The sequence below is a fragment of the Streptomyces sp. NPDC001002 genome (assembly GCF_053599215.1).
This window is the reverse complement of the sequence record NZ_JBSFLV010000018.1, coordinates 1-15,547: the sequence shown is the minus strand read 5'-3', so window position 1 is coordinate 15,547 and position 15,547 is coordinate 1. Positions and strand designations below refer to the sequence as shown.

Genomic DNA, 15,547 nt, shown 5'->3' with positions numbered 1-15,547 from the left:
AAAGCGCGGGTGGCAGAAGGGAGTTGGGAGGATGGGGAAGGAGGTGCTCAGCGCAGGGTGAGCAGGCGGGCGGTGAGGGGTTCCAGTTCCAGGGAGTTGACGGTGCGCAGGGTGCGTACGGCGTCCGCGGGCAGGCCCGACAGGCCGGTGACCGAGCCGGCGACGGCGCCCGCGATGGCCGCGATGGTGTCGCTGTCGCCGCCGAGGTTGGCGGCGAGCAGTGCGGCCCGCCAGGGTTCGCCGTCGGCGACGGTGAGCACCGCGAACGCGGCGGGCACCGACTCCTGGCTGGCGACGCTGGTGCCGACGAGGTCGACGATCAGGTCCAGGGCTTCGGCTTCCGGCAGGTCGCGCACCAGGCCGCGTACCCATTCGATACGAGCGGCGATGTCCGCCCCCGCCACCCAGTGCCCGCGTCGGGCACCGGCCCGGGCGGCGGTCACGGCGGCGGCGACGGCCTCGTCCAGCGACCCGCCGTCCACCCCTGTGCTGACCGCGGCGGCGACGGCGGCCGCGCCCGCGATCCCCACGTTCGTGTCGTGGGTGACCTGGCAGGACTCCACGACGTGGTCGAGGAAGGGATCCAGCGGCTCGGCGGGGAAGGCGATCCCGACCGGGGTGACGCGCATCGCGGCGCCGTTCGTCGTGCCGGTGCGGCCGGCCTCCTTCACAGAAGCGCCGGCGGCCACCGCGTCGAGCGCGGCCTTGGTGGACGGGCCCAGCAGGTCGAAGGAGCCCTTGGCCTTCATCTCCTTCTCCCAGGCGAGCAGTTCGTGGGCCAGGCGCAACGGGTCGATCCGGCCGTGGCCCTCGTCGATGAGGCGTCCGACGATGACGGCCTGGTCGGTGTCGTCGGTGACGGATCCGGCGGGCATGCCCGCGCTGACGGGGTTGTCGGGGCGGGCGGGCTCGAAGCCGGTGAGGGTGCCGTAGACGCGGACGACGTCCTGCCGGGACATCACCTGGGTGGGCATGCCGAGGGCGTCGCCGAGGGCGAGTCCGTAGTAGGCGCCGAGGGCGCGGTCGAGTCGGTCGGTCACTGTCGGCCTCCTCGACCGGAACGTACGTGCAGTTCGAATCGGGCGGGGTCGAGCAGGCTGGTGACCTGTTCGACGACGGAACCGTCGGCCGCCCGATAGACCTGGTTCAGGCGCAGGAAGGACTCGCCGGGCGAGCGGTGCAGGATCTGCGCCTCGGCCGCGTCGAGCCCGCGCACCGACACCACGCCCTCGCCGGACTCGGTGATGCGCCCTGCGCCGGCCAGGACCCGGCTGAGCGAGCCCTCCTCCAGGCCGCGTTCGGGCAGGCCCGCCAGGCTTCCGGTGGCCGGGACCCGGCTGCGCTCCAGCGACACGCCGTGGCCGTCGGGCAGTCGTCTGACCCGGTCCAGCGCTATGAACGCGTCGGACGCGAGCCCCAGTTCGGCGGCCAGCTCCGGGTCGCTGACCTCGTCGAACCGCAGGGTCTCGGTCGTCAGCTCGGTGCCCTGCTGGGCGAGCGCCCTCGTCCAGCCGAGGCGGTGGTCGAGCGGTGTCCCGTCGAAGGTGACGAAGGAGCCGATGCCCGCGTGGGTGGCGATGAGTCCCTCCTCGCCGAGCACTTGAAGAGCCTGCCGCAAGGTGGTGCGGCTGACCCCGAACCGCTCTCTGAGCGAGTGCTCTCCGGGGAGCTTGCTGCCGTCCGCGTGCACACCCGAGCGGATCTCGTCGGCGAGGACGCGGGCGATGCGGTGATGCTTGTGAACCTGTCCAGGCATGTCTAGACAGTAAGTGAACAAGTCGCCGAGGTCCATAGCGGTTCGCGAATCGCCAAAGTCCATGGGTCCACGCGAATCAGCGTGACCCGCGAGTCCACGCGCATCGGCGACCGACATCGATCGAGCCCGAGAACCCGACCGTAAAGCTCTCCCCACCTAACTTCTACTCACCAAAGTCAGCCTGCTACTGTCCTGGCTATGCCTACACAAAGTCAGAAGTCGGCAGGCCCGGGATCCCGGACCGCCCCGCCTCTCCCCGGGACCGCCGAGGGCGGGACCGTTCCTCGCCGGTGGCTCGGCCTGATGGTCGTGTGCCTCGGCGTGATGATGGCGTTCGTCAACATCACCGGCACCATCTCGGCGCTCGGCCGCATCCAGGCCGACCTGCACATCTCGGCGGCCACGCTGGTCTGGCTGACCAGCGCCTACAGCCTGGCCGTGGTCAGCCTGGTGATGTCCGCGGGAACCCTGGGCGACCTGATCGGACGGCGGCTGACCTTCATCCTCGGCGCGCTCGTCTTCACCGCTGGCAGCGCACTGGCCTTCGTCGCCGACAGCCCCGGAACCCTCATAGCCGCGCAGGCGGTCATGGGCGTGGGAGGCGCGGCCGTACTGCCGTCCAGCCTCACGATCGTGAGCACCACGTTCACGGATCCGCACGAGCGCACCACCGCGATCAGCGCGTGGGCGGCCTGTTCGGGACTGGGACTGGCCGTCGGCCCCCTGATCGCCGGCTTGCTGCTGGAGCACTTCTCCTGGCACTCCGTCTACCTCACCAACCTCCTCGTCGGCGCCGCGGCCGCCGCGCTCGCGCCGGTGTTCGTGCACGAGAGCAAGCACCCCTCGCGCCGCCTGGACCTGGCGGGCGTCCTGCTGGGCACCGTGACGCTGGCTTCGGCGACGTACGCGATCATCCAGGGCGGTGCGAGCGGCTACGCGGAGCCGCGGATCATCACCATGTACGTGGTCTTCGCCGTGTCGGCGGCCCTCTTCGTGCGGGTGGAGTTGCGGCACGCGGACCCGATGCTCGACCTGCGCCTCTTCCGCAGCGCCTCGTTCAGCGCGGTGATGGGCGTAGCCGCGGCGGCCATGTTCGGTTTCGTCGGGGTGGCGCTGCTGAGCGTGCTGTACATGCAGCGCGTCCGTCAGTACACGACCCTCGGTGTCGGCGTACGGCTGCTGGTCCTGTTCGTCACCTTCATCGCCGTCAGCGCCGTCGCACCGCGCCTGGTGCGCCGGTTCGGATTCACCCCGGTGCTCACCGCGGGCCTCGTGGCGATGGGCGCGGGCGCACTCACCCTCCTCTCCGTGGGCCCCTTCGACGGGTACGGCGCGATGTGGCCGGGTCTCCTCGTGGCGGGCATCGGCGGTGGACTGCTGGTCGCCCCGTCGTCGGCGGCAGCCGTCAGCAGCGTTCCCGCACTGCAGGCAGGGATGGCCGCGTCGGCCATCAACATGGCCCGTCAGCTCGGGAACGTCCTCGGCCCCAGCGTGCTGGGCACCATCGTCACCACCCGCTTCCCCGACAACCTGCGCGGGCGGCTCGTGGACGCCGGGATTCCCGCCTCGGACGCCGACCGTGTCGTGGCCGGCGCGGCGCACGGGGGCGGCGGCGCCGGACTGCCCGCGTCCCTCGCCAGGACCGTCGCCGAAGCCGTGCCCCAAGCTTTCACGGACGCCGTGCACCGAGGGCTACTGGTCGGCGGCATCACGCTGCTGGTCGTCGCCGTCCCGTCCGCGCTCTTCGTGCGCCATCGGCTGCCGAGCGCGCCGACCCCTGCCGTTGCTTCTGTCAGTGGTCCTGACTCCAGGAAGCCTTGACTTCGGCCAGCAATAGTCAGCAAGTAGGCTGCTCTCATGGATGACCTGCCGAAGCGCCCAGACGCGCTGTCCCTGGCCAACTGCCCGGTCTCCCGCACGCTGGACGTGGTCGGCACGCGCTCGTCCCTGCTCATCATCCGCGAGGCATTCTTCGGAACCCGCCGGTTCCAGGACTTCACCGAGCGGGTGGGCATCGGCGAGGCGGCCACGGCGGCCCGGCTCAAAGACCTGACCGCGTCCGGGTTCCTTGAGAAGGTGCCGTACCAGGAGCCCGGCCAGCGCAAGCGCTTCGAGTACCAACTCACCGACAGGGGCCGGGACTTCTTCGCCGCGATCATGTCCCTGCGCGACTGGGGCGAGACCTGGGTGTCCGAGGGACACCGGGCCCCTTGGCGCTTCATGCACCGGGACTGCGGCGCGGAGGTCCACACGGTGACGCGCTGCTCCGCCGGTCACGATGTGCACGCGGAGGACTGCGTCGCCGTACGGGAACCGAGGCCGGCGGCCGCCGAGACGGCCTCCTGACAGGGCGGAACGCACACTTCCGAACCGGCTGCGGTCAAGCCGTCGGCGGCGTCTACACCTCGATGTGCGAGCCCATGATGACCGTGCGGTCCTGCGGGAGGCCGAAGTGTTCGGCGGCGTCGGCCGTGATGTACGAGGTGGCGATGAACAGGCGTTTGCGCCAGGGGGCCATCGTCGGTGCCTTGCCGCGCTGGAGCTCGATCTTTGACAGGAAGTAGGACGCCTGGTCGAGGTGCAGCGGCCCCTCGGTCTGGGCCGGGTCCACCAACGCCAGCGTGCCGGGCACGTCGGGTGTCTCCATGTATCCGTACCGGGCGGTGACGTGGATGATCCCGTCGTCGCCGTAGCCGAGGCCGTCGACGACGGTCCGCTGGTCGTCCGGGACGCGGGGCACCGGTTCGGTCTCGATGGACAGGATCACGACCTGTTCGTGCCGTACGTGGTTGTGTTCCACGTTGGCGCGCATGGCCAGGGGCGCCGTCTCCTTGCCGCGGTTGAGGAAGACGGCCGTGCCGGGGACTTCGAGCACCGGCCTTTCCCCGCTGCGGAGCTGGTCGACGAACTCGCGCAGGGAACCTTCGTGGCGGGCCCGCTCCGCGGTGACGATCGCGCGGCCTCGCTGCCAGGTCGTCATGACGGTGAACGCGGTGAGGCCGATGAGCAGCGGCAGCCACGCGCCGTGGACGAGCTTGGTCAGGTTGGCCGCCACGAACAGCAGGTCGACGGTGAGCAGCAGGGTCGCGCCGGTCGCGATGAGCCAGACGGGGGTGCCCCACTTCGCGCGTGCGACGTAGAAGAACAGCAGGGTGGTGATGGTGATGGTGCCGGTGACCGCCATGCCGAAGGCGAAGGCCAGTGCCGTGGAGCTGCGGAAGGCGAAGACGAGGGTGAGGACCGAGACCATCAGCAGCCAGTTGATCCATGGGACGTAGATCTGGCCGATGGTGGACTCGGAGGTGTGGGCGATCCGCAGCCTCGGCAGGTAGCCGAGCTGGGCCGCCTGGGAGGCGACCGAGTACGCGCCGGTGATCACCGCCTGGGAGGCGATCACCGTGGCCGCCGTGGCCAGCAGGACCATCGGCCACCGTCCCCAGTCGGGTACGAGGAGGAAGAACGGGCTGCTGATGTTGGCCGGGTCGTCGAGGATCAGCGCGCCCTGGCCCAGGTAGCTCAGGACGCAGGCGGGGAAGACGAGGAACAGCCAGCCGCGGGTGATGGCGCGGCGACCGAAGTGCCCCATGTCCGCGTAGAGCGCCTCCGCGCCGGTGACGGCGAGGACGACCGCGGCGAGCGCGAAGAAGGCGGTGCCGAAGTGGCCGAAGAGGAAACTCAGGGCGTAACTCGGCCACAGCGCGCGGAGGATGCCCGGGTGGTCGACGATGCCGACGACACCGCACGCGCCGATCGCCGTGAACCAGAGGATCATGATCGGCCCGAACACCCGGCCCACCGCCGCGGTTCCGCGCCGCTGCACCAGGAACAGCAGCACGATGATCACCGCGGTGATGGGTACGACCGCGCTGTCCAGCGACGGCTCGACGACCTTGAGCCCCTCGACCGCGGACAGCACCGAGATGGCCGGGGTGATCATGCTGTCGCCGAAGAACAGCGAGGCACCGAAGATGCCAAGTCCGGCCAGTACGACGGCCGTTCGCCCGCCGTGCTGTGAACTCCAGCGCCGCAGCAGCGTGATGAGCGCCATGATGCCGCCCTCGCCCTCGTTGTCGGCGCGCATCGCCAGCAGCACGTAGGTGACCGTGACGATGACCATCACCGACCAGAACACCAGCGAGACCACGCCGTAGACGTTCTGGGTGCTGACCGGGACCGGGTGCGGGTCGCTCGGGTTGAACACGGTCTGGAGGGTGTAGATCGGGCTGGTCCCGATGTCGCCGAAGACCACGCCGAGCGCGCCGATCACCACGGCGAGCCGCACCGTGTCCCGCTTGAGCGCCCGGCGACCCTCCGGCGACCGTGTCGCGGATGCCTCGTCCGCCGCGCCTTCGTCCCCACGATCCGCCATGGTGATCCTCCTCCTCGCGGACCGCGGTGCCGCGGGCCCGGTGCGTCGCAGCGGACACTACCGATGCGCCGACGGGAACTCCCGCAGGGGTGCGCCGTTTCGCCGCGAACTCCGTCGCCGTGCCCCGAACGACAGGGGACGGACACCTCGCGGGTGAGGAACGGCAACGGTCAGGACAGGATCTCGATGTAGCCGTCGCTTCCGTGCACGCGGATCCGCTGCCCGTCGCGGATCAGTCGCGTGGCCCGCTCCACGCCCACGACGGCCGGCAGACCGTACTCCCTGGCGATCACCGCGCCGTGGGTCATCAGCCCGCCCACCTCCGTGACCAGGCCCGCGACGGCGACGAACAGCGGCGACCAACTGGGGTCCGTGAAGGTCGTGACCAGGATGTCGCCCGCTTCGAGATCGGCATCGGCCATGTCGAGGACGACGCGCGCCCTCCCCTCGACGGTCCCGGCGGAGACCGGCAGCCCGACCAAAGCGTCGGCCGGCACGTCCCCACGCCGGTACGACCCACTGACGGCCACACCGTCCGAGGTGAGCACCCGGGGCGGGGTGAGCGCGAGGTAGGACCGGAACGCCTCCTTGCGCTGCGGCACGAGCCGGTCGTCCACCCGGTGCGAGCTCACGACCTCGCGCAGTTCCTGGAACGTGAGGTAGAAGATGTCCTCCCGCTCGGCGAGCACACCTGCCTGCACGAGACGCTCGGCCTCCCCCAACAGGGCCCGCTTGTAGACGAAGTAGCGGCAGACGATGGCGTACTTCGGGAACTCCCGGTATCCGATGAAGGTGCGGACCCGGTCGATCATCCGCTTGGTCTCGTCGGCCTTCCGGTCCCCGTCCGGCAGGGCCCGCAGGCGGGTCAGAACGTCCCGTTCCCCCGCCCGCGCCTTGTGCAGCCCTTCCTCGAAACGCCGCTCCGCTGCACCGGGTTGGAAGTTCCTGACGTTGTCGAGGATCACCGGTACGAGCGTGCTGGGGCGCTCGCGCCAGCGCGGCCTCGTGATGTCGATCTCGCCGACGCAGCGCATGCCGTACCGGTCGAGATAGGCCTCGATGGCGTCACGAGCCTCGGTCCCGCCCGCGAGCTTCGGCAGCTCGTCAAGGAAGTCGTCGTCCTCGACGCCCCGCAGGAATGCCACCACTTCGGGATGCGGGCGGATCGCGTCGGCGACGTCGAGCAGCGCGAGTCCCATCTCCGACGTGATGTTGTCGGGGGCGGACAGGGTGAGCGTGTCCGCCGCGTTCTTCTCGCCCAGCCACTCCCCCAGGTTGTCGTTGAGCCACCAGGTGGACTCCATCCCCGCCATGATCGCCTGGATGTTCAGCGGATCACCGAGGACCCTCTTGTGCTCCTCGAAGGCCTCCACCAGGAAGTCGAACAGCTCCGGTCCGCTCTTGGCGCTGATGTCGCGCTCCAGGGCGGCGATGGATGTCCGGCTGCGCTCGATCAGCTCGGTGACGATGGCCGGGTCGGTCTCGATCGGAGCGGGTCCACCGCCGACCGGCGGTCCGCCGGGAACCGCGGCCGGGACCGACGGGACGAAGTCGTCGCCCTCCAGGACGGTCTCCAGCGCGTCCCTGACCAGCGGGTCACCTCTCCCCATGATGTCCAGCAGAGCGGCACGGCTCGCAGGCGAGGCCAGGCGCGGAGTGACGTCGACGAACAGCCGCCCGCCGGCCTCGTGCATCGCCACCATGGCCGTCAGCCGCCACATGGAAAGCCCCAGGGGCTTCATGGCGTCGGTCATCATCTGCTGATGCCCCACGGAGACGTACACGTGATTGGCCTCGTCACCCGACTCGGGCACGGGGAACAGCGTCGTGATCGGCCGGCTCTGCACGATCTGGAAGTCCCCGTCGACCAGACACCATTCGATGTCCTGAGGCCGGCCGAAACGCGCTTCGATGTGCCGCCCGAGATCTATGAGTCGCACGGCCTCGGCGTCCGTCAGCGCCGGCTGGTCCTGGCGCTCCGCGTCGACCGTGACTTCCCGCGTACCGCCGGCCGGCAGGGCATGCAGGGCACGTTGCTTGGCGGCGATCGCCCTGCTGACGACCTCACCGTCCCGCACCTTGAAGACGTCCGGGTTCACCAGACCGGAGACCAGAGCCTCACCCAGGCCGAACCCGGCGTCCACGGTGGCGACCTTCCGGTCACCCGTGACGGGGTCGGCCGTGAACAGCACGCCGGACGCCTCGGGGAAGACCATCCGCTGCACGACCACGGCCATGCGGACCGTGCGGTGATCGATACCGTTGCGCAGCCGGTAGGCCACCGCCCGCTCGGTGAACAGCGAGGCCCAGCACCGGCTGACGTGCCGCAGGATCGCCGCCGGCCCCACGACATTCAGATACGTGTCCTGCTGCCCGGCGAAGGACGCCGTCGGCAGATCCTCCGCCGTCGCGCTGGACCGGACGGCGTAGGCGGCCTGCTCCCCGAACCGCGCGAGCGCGCCGGTGATCGCCGCCGCCAGATCGCCCGGAATGACGATCTCTTCGATGGTCCGACGGATCTGCGCGCTGAGCCCGCCGATCGCCTCCCGGTCGTCGGCGTCCAGGCGCGACAGCCGGTCGAGCAGTTCGTCGATCGACGGCGCCTCCGCCATGATCCGCCCGTAGGCGTCCGTCGTCACACAGAAGCCGGGCGGTACGCGGATGCCGTCGATCCGCGACAGATCGCCGAGGTGCGCGCCCTTGCCGCCGACGACCGCGACCTGCGTCTCGTCGACTTCCTGAAGTTCCCGCACGTATCGCTCGGTCATCGCGACACCTCCGAGGCGACCGTCTTCCGTCGCACTACCGATCCCGCCCGTGATCCGACGTCACCGCGTCCCCCGGACGTCGCCAACACTCGCACGTGGTGCCCTCATTTCCGCAGGTTGTGGCCTTGGCGGACGATTGTGCGCTGCGACCCGGGCCTTGCCGCAAGCCCCCCACTGGGCTATAACTTGAGACAGGCAAGGAGACACATCTCCTTGCCTTCGTCATTTCCCGCGCGATTTCCCACGCGCTGAACTCGCCTCTTCTACGGCCGGAAGCCGTCGATCGCCAGTTCCATGAGGCGCTCGGCCTGGGCCGCGCCCTCAGGGTTGTCAGGCGTCCGCCACAGGCAGCTCAGCAGCATGATGACGTCCATCGGGTCGAGGCCGGGCCGTACCGCGCCCGCGCGTTCGCAGGCGTCGAGGAGGCGGCCTACGGCGGCGGTGACCGCGATGGACGTCGTGCTGACGACCTCCTGCGCGGCGGCGGTGTTCAGTGCGTCGCCGAGGCCGTGCTTGAGGCGTACGTAGGCGGCGAGGGTCGTGAACCACTGGCGGAGCGCGTCCAGCGGGGCGTGGGCGGCCAGTACGTCCGGCACGGAGCCGATCAGACGGTCCACGTCGTGGCGGTAGACCTCCAGGATCAGCGCCTCACGGGTCGGGAAGTGCCGGTAGAGCGTGCCGGCGCCGACCCCCGCGCGCTTGGCGATCGAGTTGAGCGAGACGGCCGACGACTCGGCGAACGCGTCATGGGCGACCTGGAGGATCACCTCCCGGTTCTTCAGCGCGTCAGAACGCTGCGACGCGGCGTCGGGCATGGCTCCTCCTCATGGGCGTACGGTCGCCCGATTGCGAAACGGAGAGTTCTCCGTTAACGTCACAAGGGTCAACCGGAGAGTTCTCCGCTTGCTCTCGTTCCCCATTGTAGGAGCCCCCTCGTGCGTTACATCAAACTGGGCCGTACCGGCCTCGACGTCTCCCCCGTCGCCATCGGCGCCATGACCTACGGCGAACCCGACCGCGGCCACCCCGTCTGGTCCCTCGACGAGGAGACCAGCCGGCCGCTGATCAAGCACGCCCTCGAAGCGGGCATCAACTTCTTCGACACCGCCAACATGTACTCGAACGGCTCCAGCGAGGAGATCCTCGGCCGCGCGCTCAAGGACTTCGCGGACCGCGACGACGTGGTGATCGCGACCAAGCTCCGGCACCCGATGCGGCCCGGCCCCAACGGCCGCGGCCTGTCGCGCAAGGCGATCATGACCGAGGTCGACCACTCGCTGCGCCGCCTCGGCACCGACTACATCGACCTGTACCAGGTGCACCGCAACGACCACGCGACGCCGCTGGAGGAGACCCTCGAAGCCCTCAGCGACCTCGTCAAGGCGGGCAAGGTGCGCTATCTCGGCGCCTCCTCCATGCATGCCTGGGAGTTCTCGAAGGCACTGCACCTGCAGCGGCGGAACGGCTGGGCGCGGTTCGTGTCCATGCAGGACCACTACAACCTGCTCGCTCGTGAGGAGGAGCGGGAGATGATCCCGCTGTGCCTGGACGAGGGCGTCGGCACGATCATCTGGAGCCCGTTGGCCCGCGGCCGGCTGGCCCGTGCCTGGGACGAGGCGAGGTCGACGAGCCGTTCCGCCTCCGACGGCGACTTCGCCGACCTGCTCTACTCGCCCGCCGAGGAAGCGTCCAACCACGCGATCGTCGACGCCGTCGGGAAGGTCGCCGCCGCGCACGGCGTCAGCCGCGCGCAGATCGCCCTGGCCTGGCTGCGCCACCAGCCCGTCGTCACCGCACCCCTGGTCGGGGCCGGCTCGATCCGGCAGATCGACGATGCCTTGGCCTCGCTGGACGTCGAGCTCACCGACGACGAGGTGCGCGAGCTGGAGGCCCCGTACACGCCGCGCTACGACTGGCAGGGCGTGTCCGACGAGGCCGAGCTGGACGCGATCCGGGCCCGCATCCCCGGCATGTCGCTGTCGTGAGGCAGACCGTCCCTGCCATGTGGCAGACCGCTCACCAGCCGGCTGCTGCCGGTGGACAACTCACGAACCAAGGAGACACGCGATGACACAGGTACTGGTCACCGGAGGATCCGGCTTCATCGGGGGCTGGTGCGTCCTCGCACTGCTCGAAGCCGGGCACGATGTGCGCACCACCGTGCGCGACCTGGGACGCGAGTCCGCGCTCCGCACCCAGCTGCATGACGCGGCCGCGTTCGACGACGCGAGGTTGACCGTCGTACGCGCCGATCTGCGCGGCGACGACGGGTGGGCGGACGCGGTCGCCGGATGCGAGTACGTGCTGCACGTCGCCTCGCCGACGCTGCGGAACGGGCCGGAGAGCGAGGAGGCGATGGTCGGCGCCGCCCGGGACGGCGTGCTGAGGGTGTTGCGGGCGGCCCGCGACGCCCGCGTGCGCAGGGTCGTGCTGACCAGCGCGTTCGGCGCCGTCGGCTACGGGCATCCGCCGCGCTCGACACCGTTCACAGAGGAGGACTGGACCAATGTGGACGCCGACATCGCGCCGTACCAGAAGTCCAAGACGCTCGCCGAGCGTGCGGCCTGGAAGTTCGTCCAGGAGGAAGGCGACGGGCTCGAACTCGCCGCCGTGCACCCGGTCGGTGTGCTCGGACCCGTTCTCGGGCCCGACGATCCGCCCTCGCTGCGGATCATCCATAGAATGCTCGACGGCGATGTTCCCGCCTGCCCGCCGTTCGGCTCCAGCTGGGTCGATGTCCGTGACGTCGCGGACCTGCATCTGCGGGCCATGACCGACCCGGTCGCGGCCGGTGAGCGCTGGCTCGCCTCCGCCGGTGACAGCCTGCGCATGATCGAGGTCGCCGACATCCTGCGCCGGCGGCTCGGCGACCGTGCCGCCAAAGCGCCCACCCGCGAGATGCCCTTGGCCCTCGCTCGCGTCCTCAGCCGGTTCAACCCGCAACTGCGCGCGGTCCGCCCGCAACTCGGCCACGACTTCGACGCCACCGGGGAGAAGGCACAGCGGCTCCTCGGCTGGACGCCCCGGCCCATCGACGACACCATCGCCGACACCGCGGAGAGCCTCCTCGCGCACAGCGTGGCCTCGGGAATCCGATAAGAACGGCGTCGGCCACTCAGCCGTGCAGAGTGGGCCGGTAGATGAGCTCCTGGATGCTGCCGTCGAGCGTCCTGTGCTCGATCAGTTCGAGGTCGAAGTCGGCCGCGCCCTGGAAGATCGGGGCCAGTCCCGTCCGACCGGTGATCACGGGGAAGATCGTCACCTGGACGCGGTCGACCAGACCGGCGGCCATCAGCGACCTGTTCATGGCCAGGCTGCCGTGCGAGCGCAGCGGCACCTCGGACTCCTTCTTGAGCCGAGCCACGACGTCGACGGCGTCACCGTTCGCGAGGGTCGCGTCCGCCCAGTCGAGGGGCTCCTTGAGCGTGGTCGACACGACCGTCGCCGGCAGGCTCAACATCCGCGTCACCCAAGGGTCGTGCACCTCGGAGTCCTCGGTGCTCGCGGCCAGCATCTGTACGAAGTCCCGATGCGTGGTGGCCCCGAAGACCATCCGCTGCTCCTCGCTGTACTGGCCGAGGCGGTGGTCGAGGAACTCGGGGCCCTGCTTGCCCCAGTAGCCGGTCCAGTCGCCCTCGGCGGCGCCGAAGCCGTCGAGGCTGGAGAAGACGTCGAAGGTGTACGTGGCGGTCATGATGCTCTCCCGAAGCCCGAGGTGCCGTCCAAAGCCTGTCGGGGGTAGAGACCGGCGATCACGTCGAGACTCATCGCTCTTCGAGGCGCCGTTTCGGGAGGGGCCGAGGACTGTCTCGGGAGGGGTCCCGAGTCGGGCCGTCTAGAAATGCCAAGCGGAATTCCGCCTTGGAACTGGAGGTCCATGATGAGCACGACCATGCGCCGGCGAGCCACGACGACTGCCGTAACTCTGACCATGACAGGCGCACTGGGCTTCGGCCTGATGACACCGGTGGCATCCGCGGCCGCCCACGGGCCCTGCTACGACGGCCGGTGCAAGATCACCGTGTCCGCGCCCAAGACCATCAAGGTCAACAGCCGCAAGTTCGGGTTCGGGAGCCTGAAGATCACGAGCGTCAGCTCCCGCTCCGTGAAGATGTCGGCCACCTCGGGCCGAGTCCACCTGAGCGGCAGCACCAGTCCTGGCGGCACCGTTCAGCTCAACAACCTGAAGGTCTGGGTGAAGTCGGTCTCCGGCCGCAAGGCCAAGCTTCAGCTGTTCCCCACGCGCTGAGCCGACGTCCAGGAGCAAGAGACAGGGCCTGTCCCGCACCGTGTGCGGGACAGGCCCTGTGATCGAGCGCCGGGCAGGCCTTGCACCTGCATTTCCCCGCGGGAAGCGGGACGTCTTTCCTTGGACCACCGACGCAGCACCGGCCGACCGGAGTTGATGCGGTCAGCTCAAGATCCAGTGTAGCCCAGGGAATTGAGCCGCGCGCACACCGGCCGAGACCGCGCCTCGACGGGGACCGCGCCCCGGAATCAGGCCGCGTGCTGGTGCGCCCCGTACGTCAGATAGCCCGCGTCTCCGCCCTGGTAGTACGTGGCCTCGTCGACGGGGGCGATGGGGAGGCCGCTACGCAACCGCTCGACCAGGTCGGGGTTGGCGAGGAAGGCACGGCCGAAGCTGATGAGATCGGCGCCCAGGCCGAGCCAGTGGTCGGCGTCGTCCCGGCCCGTCTGCTTGGGGCCCATCGGAAGTGTGGGGTTCATGACGAGGGTGCCCGGCCACACTCGCCGCAGAGCCACGAGGAGTACCTCGTCGGCGGTGGCTTCGAGGTGCACGTACGCCAACCCGAGCGGAGCCAACTCCGTCAGCAGCGCCGCGTAGAGGTCGTGGACCTCCGCCTCCTCAACTCCCCAGAAGGTCCCGCCCGGTGAGAGCCGGATGCCGGTCCTGTCTCCGCCGACGGCCTCGACGGTGGCGGTGACGGCTTCGACGGCGAACCTGATCCGGTTGGCGATCGGGCCCCCGTAGCGGTCCGTGCGCAGGTTGGCGTTGGACGAGAGGAACTGCGAGATCAAGTAGCCGTTGGCGCCGTGGAGTTCCACGCCGTCGAAGTCCGCGTCCACGGCACGGCGGGCGGCTTCGGCGTACGACCGCGCGTGCTCGGGCACTTCGGCGGTGTCCAGGGCGCGTGGCATCGGAGCCGGCTGCGGCCCGGTCGGGGTGAACACGTCGCCGACCGCCGGGACCGCCGAGGGACCGACCGGCTGGAGACCGATGGTGTCGCGGTGGGAGACCCGGCCGCCGTGCATGAGCTGGGCGAAGATGCGGCCGCCGTTGGCGTGGACGGCGGCGGTCACCGGGCGCCACGACTCCACCTGTTCGTCGGTGTGCAGTCCCGGTGTGCCCGGGTTGGACTGCCCGATCGCGCTCGGCTGCACCCCCTCGCTCACGATCAGCCCGGCCGTGGCCCGCTGGGCGTAGTAGGTCGCCATCGACGGCGTCGCCAGACCACCGGCAGCGGCCCGGACCCGGGTCATCGGGGCCATGACCGTCCGGTTCGGCAGGGTGAGGCCGCCGAGCCGGTAGCTGGTGAAGAGGGTCGTCATGTCAGGGCTCCTTCGCGTGGTCGCCGTACCCGTGTCCCGGGTACGGCGGCTACGCTAAAACCTCACACCGATGTCAGGGGCAAGGGCCTGTGACGCAGGACTCAGTGCGGAACCAGGCAGGCAGAACCCGTCGAACAGAACCAAGCAGGGAGGGCTTCGTGCGGATCGGCGAACTCGCGTCACGCTCCGGGGTCAGCGTCCGGTCCGTGCGCTACTACGAGGAACAGGGCCTGCTCACCAGCACGCGCAGCGCCAGCGGGCAGCGGCACTACTCGGACGACGAGGTCGAGCGGGTCGCCTTCATCCAGGCGCTGTACGCAGCGGGCCTGTCCAGCCGCACCATCGCCGAACTGCTGCCCTGCGTCGACGCGCCCAGCGAGGAGAACTCGGACTCCGCGCTGGAGCGGATGGCACTGGAGCGGGAGCGGCTCTCCGCCCACATCGCCGACCTCGTGCAGACCAGGGACACCCTCGACCGGCTGATGGCCAGGGCCCGGGCGCACCGGGAGCAGTTGGTGAAGGCGACGATGAAAACTACGGCGGCGGCCGGCTGAAACACCCCCGTCACTCCTGCAGGTTCAGCTGCCAAGACACCCCGAAGCGGTCGTTGACCCACCCGAACTTGGCACTGAAGCCGTACGACCCCAGGGGCATGAGCTCCGCGCCCTCAGCAGCGAGGGCGGTGTAGAGGCGGTCGAGCTCGGCCTCGGTCTCGCACTCCACGAACAGTGACACCGCCGGGGTGAACCCGAAGGCGTGGTTGACGTAGCTGTCGATGCACATGAACCGCTGGCCGGCGAGCGCGAACGTGGCGCGCTCGACCGTGCCCTCCTTGCCGGGACCGTCGGCTCCGTAGCGGGAGATGTCGACGATCTCGGCGTCCTCGAACAGCGACATGTAGAAGGTCAGCGCCTCCTCGGCCCCGCCCTCGAACATCAGGAAAGTAGTGATCTTCTGTGGCATCGAGGCCATCGCGCTGTCCTCCGGGCGACGCAGTGCGCTGCTGGCCCCCGCTCTGGCTGCTGCTGCCCGAGGAGACCCGCACAGAAGTCGCCGGCGCCAAGACCGAACTCGACTCAGTAG

General features: G+C 69.8%; 14 protein-coding genes. 6 read left to right on the top strand and 8 right to left on the bottom strand.

Features of this window, described 5'->3' with window-relative positions:
* Positions 1-47: 47 nt before the first annotated feature.
* Together ACWDR3_RS11320 and ACWDR3_RS11315 are read right to left on the bottom strand one after the other, a co-directional pair.
* Complete coding sequence (locus ACWDR3_RS11320) at positions 48-1,040, bottom strand: ADP-ribosylglycohydrolase family protein (protein ID WP_450352225.1); 993 nt, start codon at positions 1,038-1,040, stop codon at positions 48-50.
* Positions 1,037-1,756 carry a GntR family transcriptional regulator gene (locus ACWDR3_RS11315; protein WP_450352224.1) on the bottom strand — a complete coding sequence of 240 codons (720 nt, stop codon included), beginning with the start codon at positions 1,754-1,756 and terminating at the stop codon, positions 1,037-1,039. Before ACWDR3_RS11315 ends, ACWDR3_RS11320 begins: the two co-directional genes overlap by 4 nt.
* A gap of 198 nt (positions 1,757-1,954) precedes the next feature.
* Here ACWDR3_RS11315 and ACWDR3_RS11310 point away from each other — a divergent pair, with 198 nt between their 5' ends.
* Together ACWDR3_RS11310 and ACWDR3_RS11305 are read left to right on the top strand one after the other, a co-directional pair.
* Complete coding sequence (locus ACWDR3_RS11310; RefSeq protein ID WP_450352223.1) at positions 1,955-3,577, top strand: MFS transporter; 1,623 nt, start codon at positions 1,955-1,957, stop codon at positions 3,575-3,577.
* A 36-nt stretch (positions 3,578-3,613) separates the two neighbouring features.
* Positions 3,614-4,102 (top strand): winged helix-turn-helix transcriptional regulator, encoded by a 489-nt coding sequence (locus tag ACWDR3_RS11305; RefSeq protein WP_450352222.1) that lies wholly within the window; start codon positions 3,614-3,616, stop codon positions 4,100-4,102.
* 52 nt (positions 4,103-4,154) lie between these two features.
* Here ACWDR3_RS11305 and ACWDR3_RS11300 read toward each other — a convergent pair whose 3' ends face one another.
* From ACWDR3_RS11300 to ACWDR3_RS11290, 3 genes are all read right to left on the bottom strand, one after another.
* On the bottom strand, positions 4,155-6,125 hold the full coding sequence (locus ACWDR3_RS11300) for a potassium transporter Kup (RefSeq protein ID WP_450352221.1): 1,971 nt from the start codon (positions 6,123-6,125) through the stop codon (positions 4,155-4,157).
* Between the two features lie 170 nt (positions 6,126-6,295).
* On the bottom strand, positions 6,296-8,893 hold the full coding sequence (gene rph, locus ACWDR3_RS11295; RefSeq protein ID WP_450352220.1) for a rifamycin-inactivating phosphotransferase: 2,598 nt from the start codon (positions 8,891-8,893) through the stop codon (positions 6,296-6,298).
* 263 nt (positions 8,894-9,156) lie between these two features.
* On the bottom strand, positions 9,157-9,708 hold the full coding sequence (locus ACWDR3_RS11290; RefSeq protein WP_450352219.1) for a TetR/AcrR family transcriptional regulator: 552 nt from the start codon (positions 9,706-9,708) through the stop codon (positions 9,157-9,159).
* A gap of 120 nt (positions 9,709-9,828) precedes the next feature.
* Between ACWDR3_RS11290 and ACWDR3_RS11285 the strand changes: the two genes are divergently transcribed.
* Entirely contained in the window at positions 9,829-10,878 is a 1,050-nt protein-coding gene (locus ACWDR3_RS11285; RefSeq protein WP_450352218.1) for an aldo/keto reductase, read from the top strand.
* Between the two features lie 82 nt (positions 10,879-10,960).
* Entirely contained in the window at positions 10,961-11,992 is a 1,032-nt protein-coding gene (locus tag ACWDR3_RS11280) for an NAD-dependent epimerase/dehydratase family protein (protein WP_450352217.1), read from the top strand.
* Between the two features lie 16 nt (positions 11,993-12,008).
* Here the strand turns inward: ACWDR3_RS11280 and ACWDR3_RS11275 are convergent, their stop codons facing one another.
* Positions 12,009-12,587 (bottom strand): dihydrofolate reductase family protein, encoded by a 579-nt coding sequence (locus tag ACWDR3_RS11275; RefSeq protein ID WP_450352216.1) that lies wholly within the window; start codon positions 12,585-12,587, stop codon positions 12,009-12,011.
* 237 nt (positions 12,588-12,824) lie between these two features.
* Between ACWDR3_RS11275 and ACWDR3_RS11270 the strand changes: the two genes are divergently transcribed.
* Entirely contained in the window at positions 12,825-13,142 is a 318-nt protein-coding gene (locus ACWDR3_RS11270; protein ID WP_450352215.1) for a hypothetical protein, read from the top strand.
* A gap of 248 nt (positions 13,143-13,390) precedes the next feature.
* On the opposite strand, the gene ACWDR3_RS11265 is transcribed toward ACWDR3_RS11270, so the two are convergent.
* On the bottom strand, positions 13,391-14,464 hold the full coding sequence (locus tag ACWDR3_RS11265; RefSeq protein WP_450352214.1) for an alkene reductase: 1,074 nt from the start codon (positions 14,462-14,464) through the stop codon (positions 13,391-13,393).
* A 158-nt stretch (positions 14,465-14,622) separates the two neighbouring features.
* Between ACWDR3_RS11265 and ACWDR3_RS11260 the strand changes: the two genes are divergently transcribed.
* Positions 14,623-15,018, top strand: a complete 396-nt coding sequence (locus tag ACWDR3_RS11260) for a MerR family transcriptional regulator (RefSeq protein WP_450352213.1) — start codon at positions 14,623-14,625, stop codon at positions 15,016-15,018.
* Between the two features lie 10 nt (positions 15,019-15,028).
* On the opposite strand, the gene ACWDR3_RS11255 is transcribed toward ACWDR3_RS11260, so the two are convergent.
* Positions 15,029-15,427: a VOC family protein gene (locus tag ACWDR3_RS11255; protein ID WP_450352212.1), complete on the bottom strand. Its 399-nt coding sequence runs from the start codon at positions 15,425-15,427 to the stop codon at positions 15,029-15,031.
* Positions 15,428-15,547: the final 120 nt, after the last annotated feature.

What these genes read in the sequence shown, in the direction of transcription:
- ACWDR3_RS11315 (WP_450352224.1), bottom strand. Translation starts at nt 1,756, where the DNA reads ATGCCTGGACAGGTTCACAAGCATCACCGCATCGCCCGCGTCCTCGCC.
- ACWDR3_RS11310 (WP_450352223.1), top strand. Translation starts at nt 1,955, where the DNA reads ATGCCTACACAAAGTCAGAAGTCGGCAGGCCCGGGATCCCGGACCGCC.
- ACWDR3_RS11305 (WP_450352222.1), top strand. Translation starts at nt 3,614, where the DNA reads ATGGATGACCTGCCGAAGCGCCCAGACGCGCTGTCCCTGGCCAACTGC.
- ACWDR3_RS11300 (WP_450352221.1), bottom strand. Translation starts at nt 6,125, where the DNA reads ATGGCGGATCGTGGGGACGAAGGCGCGGCGGACGAGGCATCCGCGACA.
- rph (WP_450352220.1), bottom strand. Translation starts at nt 8,893, where the DNA reads ATGACCGAGCGATACGTGCGGGAACTTCAGGAAGTCGACGAGACGCAG.
- ACWDR3_RS11290 (WP_450352219.1), bottom strand. Translation starts at nt 9,708, where the DNA reads ATGCCCGACGCCGCGTCGCAGCGTTCTGACGCGCTGAAGAACCGGGAG.
- ACWDR3_RS11280 (WP_450352217.1), top strand. Translation starts at nt 10,961, where the DNA reads ATGACACAGGTACTGGTCACCGGAGGATCCGGCTTCATCGGGGGCTGG.
- ACWDR3_RS11275 (WP_450352216.1), bottom strand. Translation starts at nt 12,587, where the DNA reads ATGACCGCCACGTACACCTTCGACGTCTTCTCCAGCCTCGACGGCTTC.
- ACWDR3_RS11270 (WP_450352215.1), top strand. Translation starts at nt 12,825, where the DNA reads ATGACAGGCGCACTGGGCTTCGGCCTGATGACACCGGTGGCATCCGCG.
- ACWDR3_RS11265 (WP_450352214.1), bottom strand. Translation starts at nt 14,464, where the DNA reads ATGACGACCCTCTTCACCAGCTACCGGCTCGGCGGCCTCACCCTGCCG.
- ACWDR3_RS11255 (WP_450352212.1), bottom strand. Translation starts at nt 15,427, where the DNA reads ATGCCACAGAAGATCACTACTTTCCTGATGTTCGAGGGCGGGGCCGAG.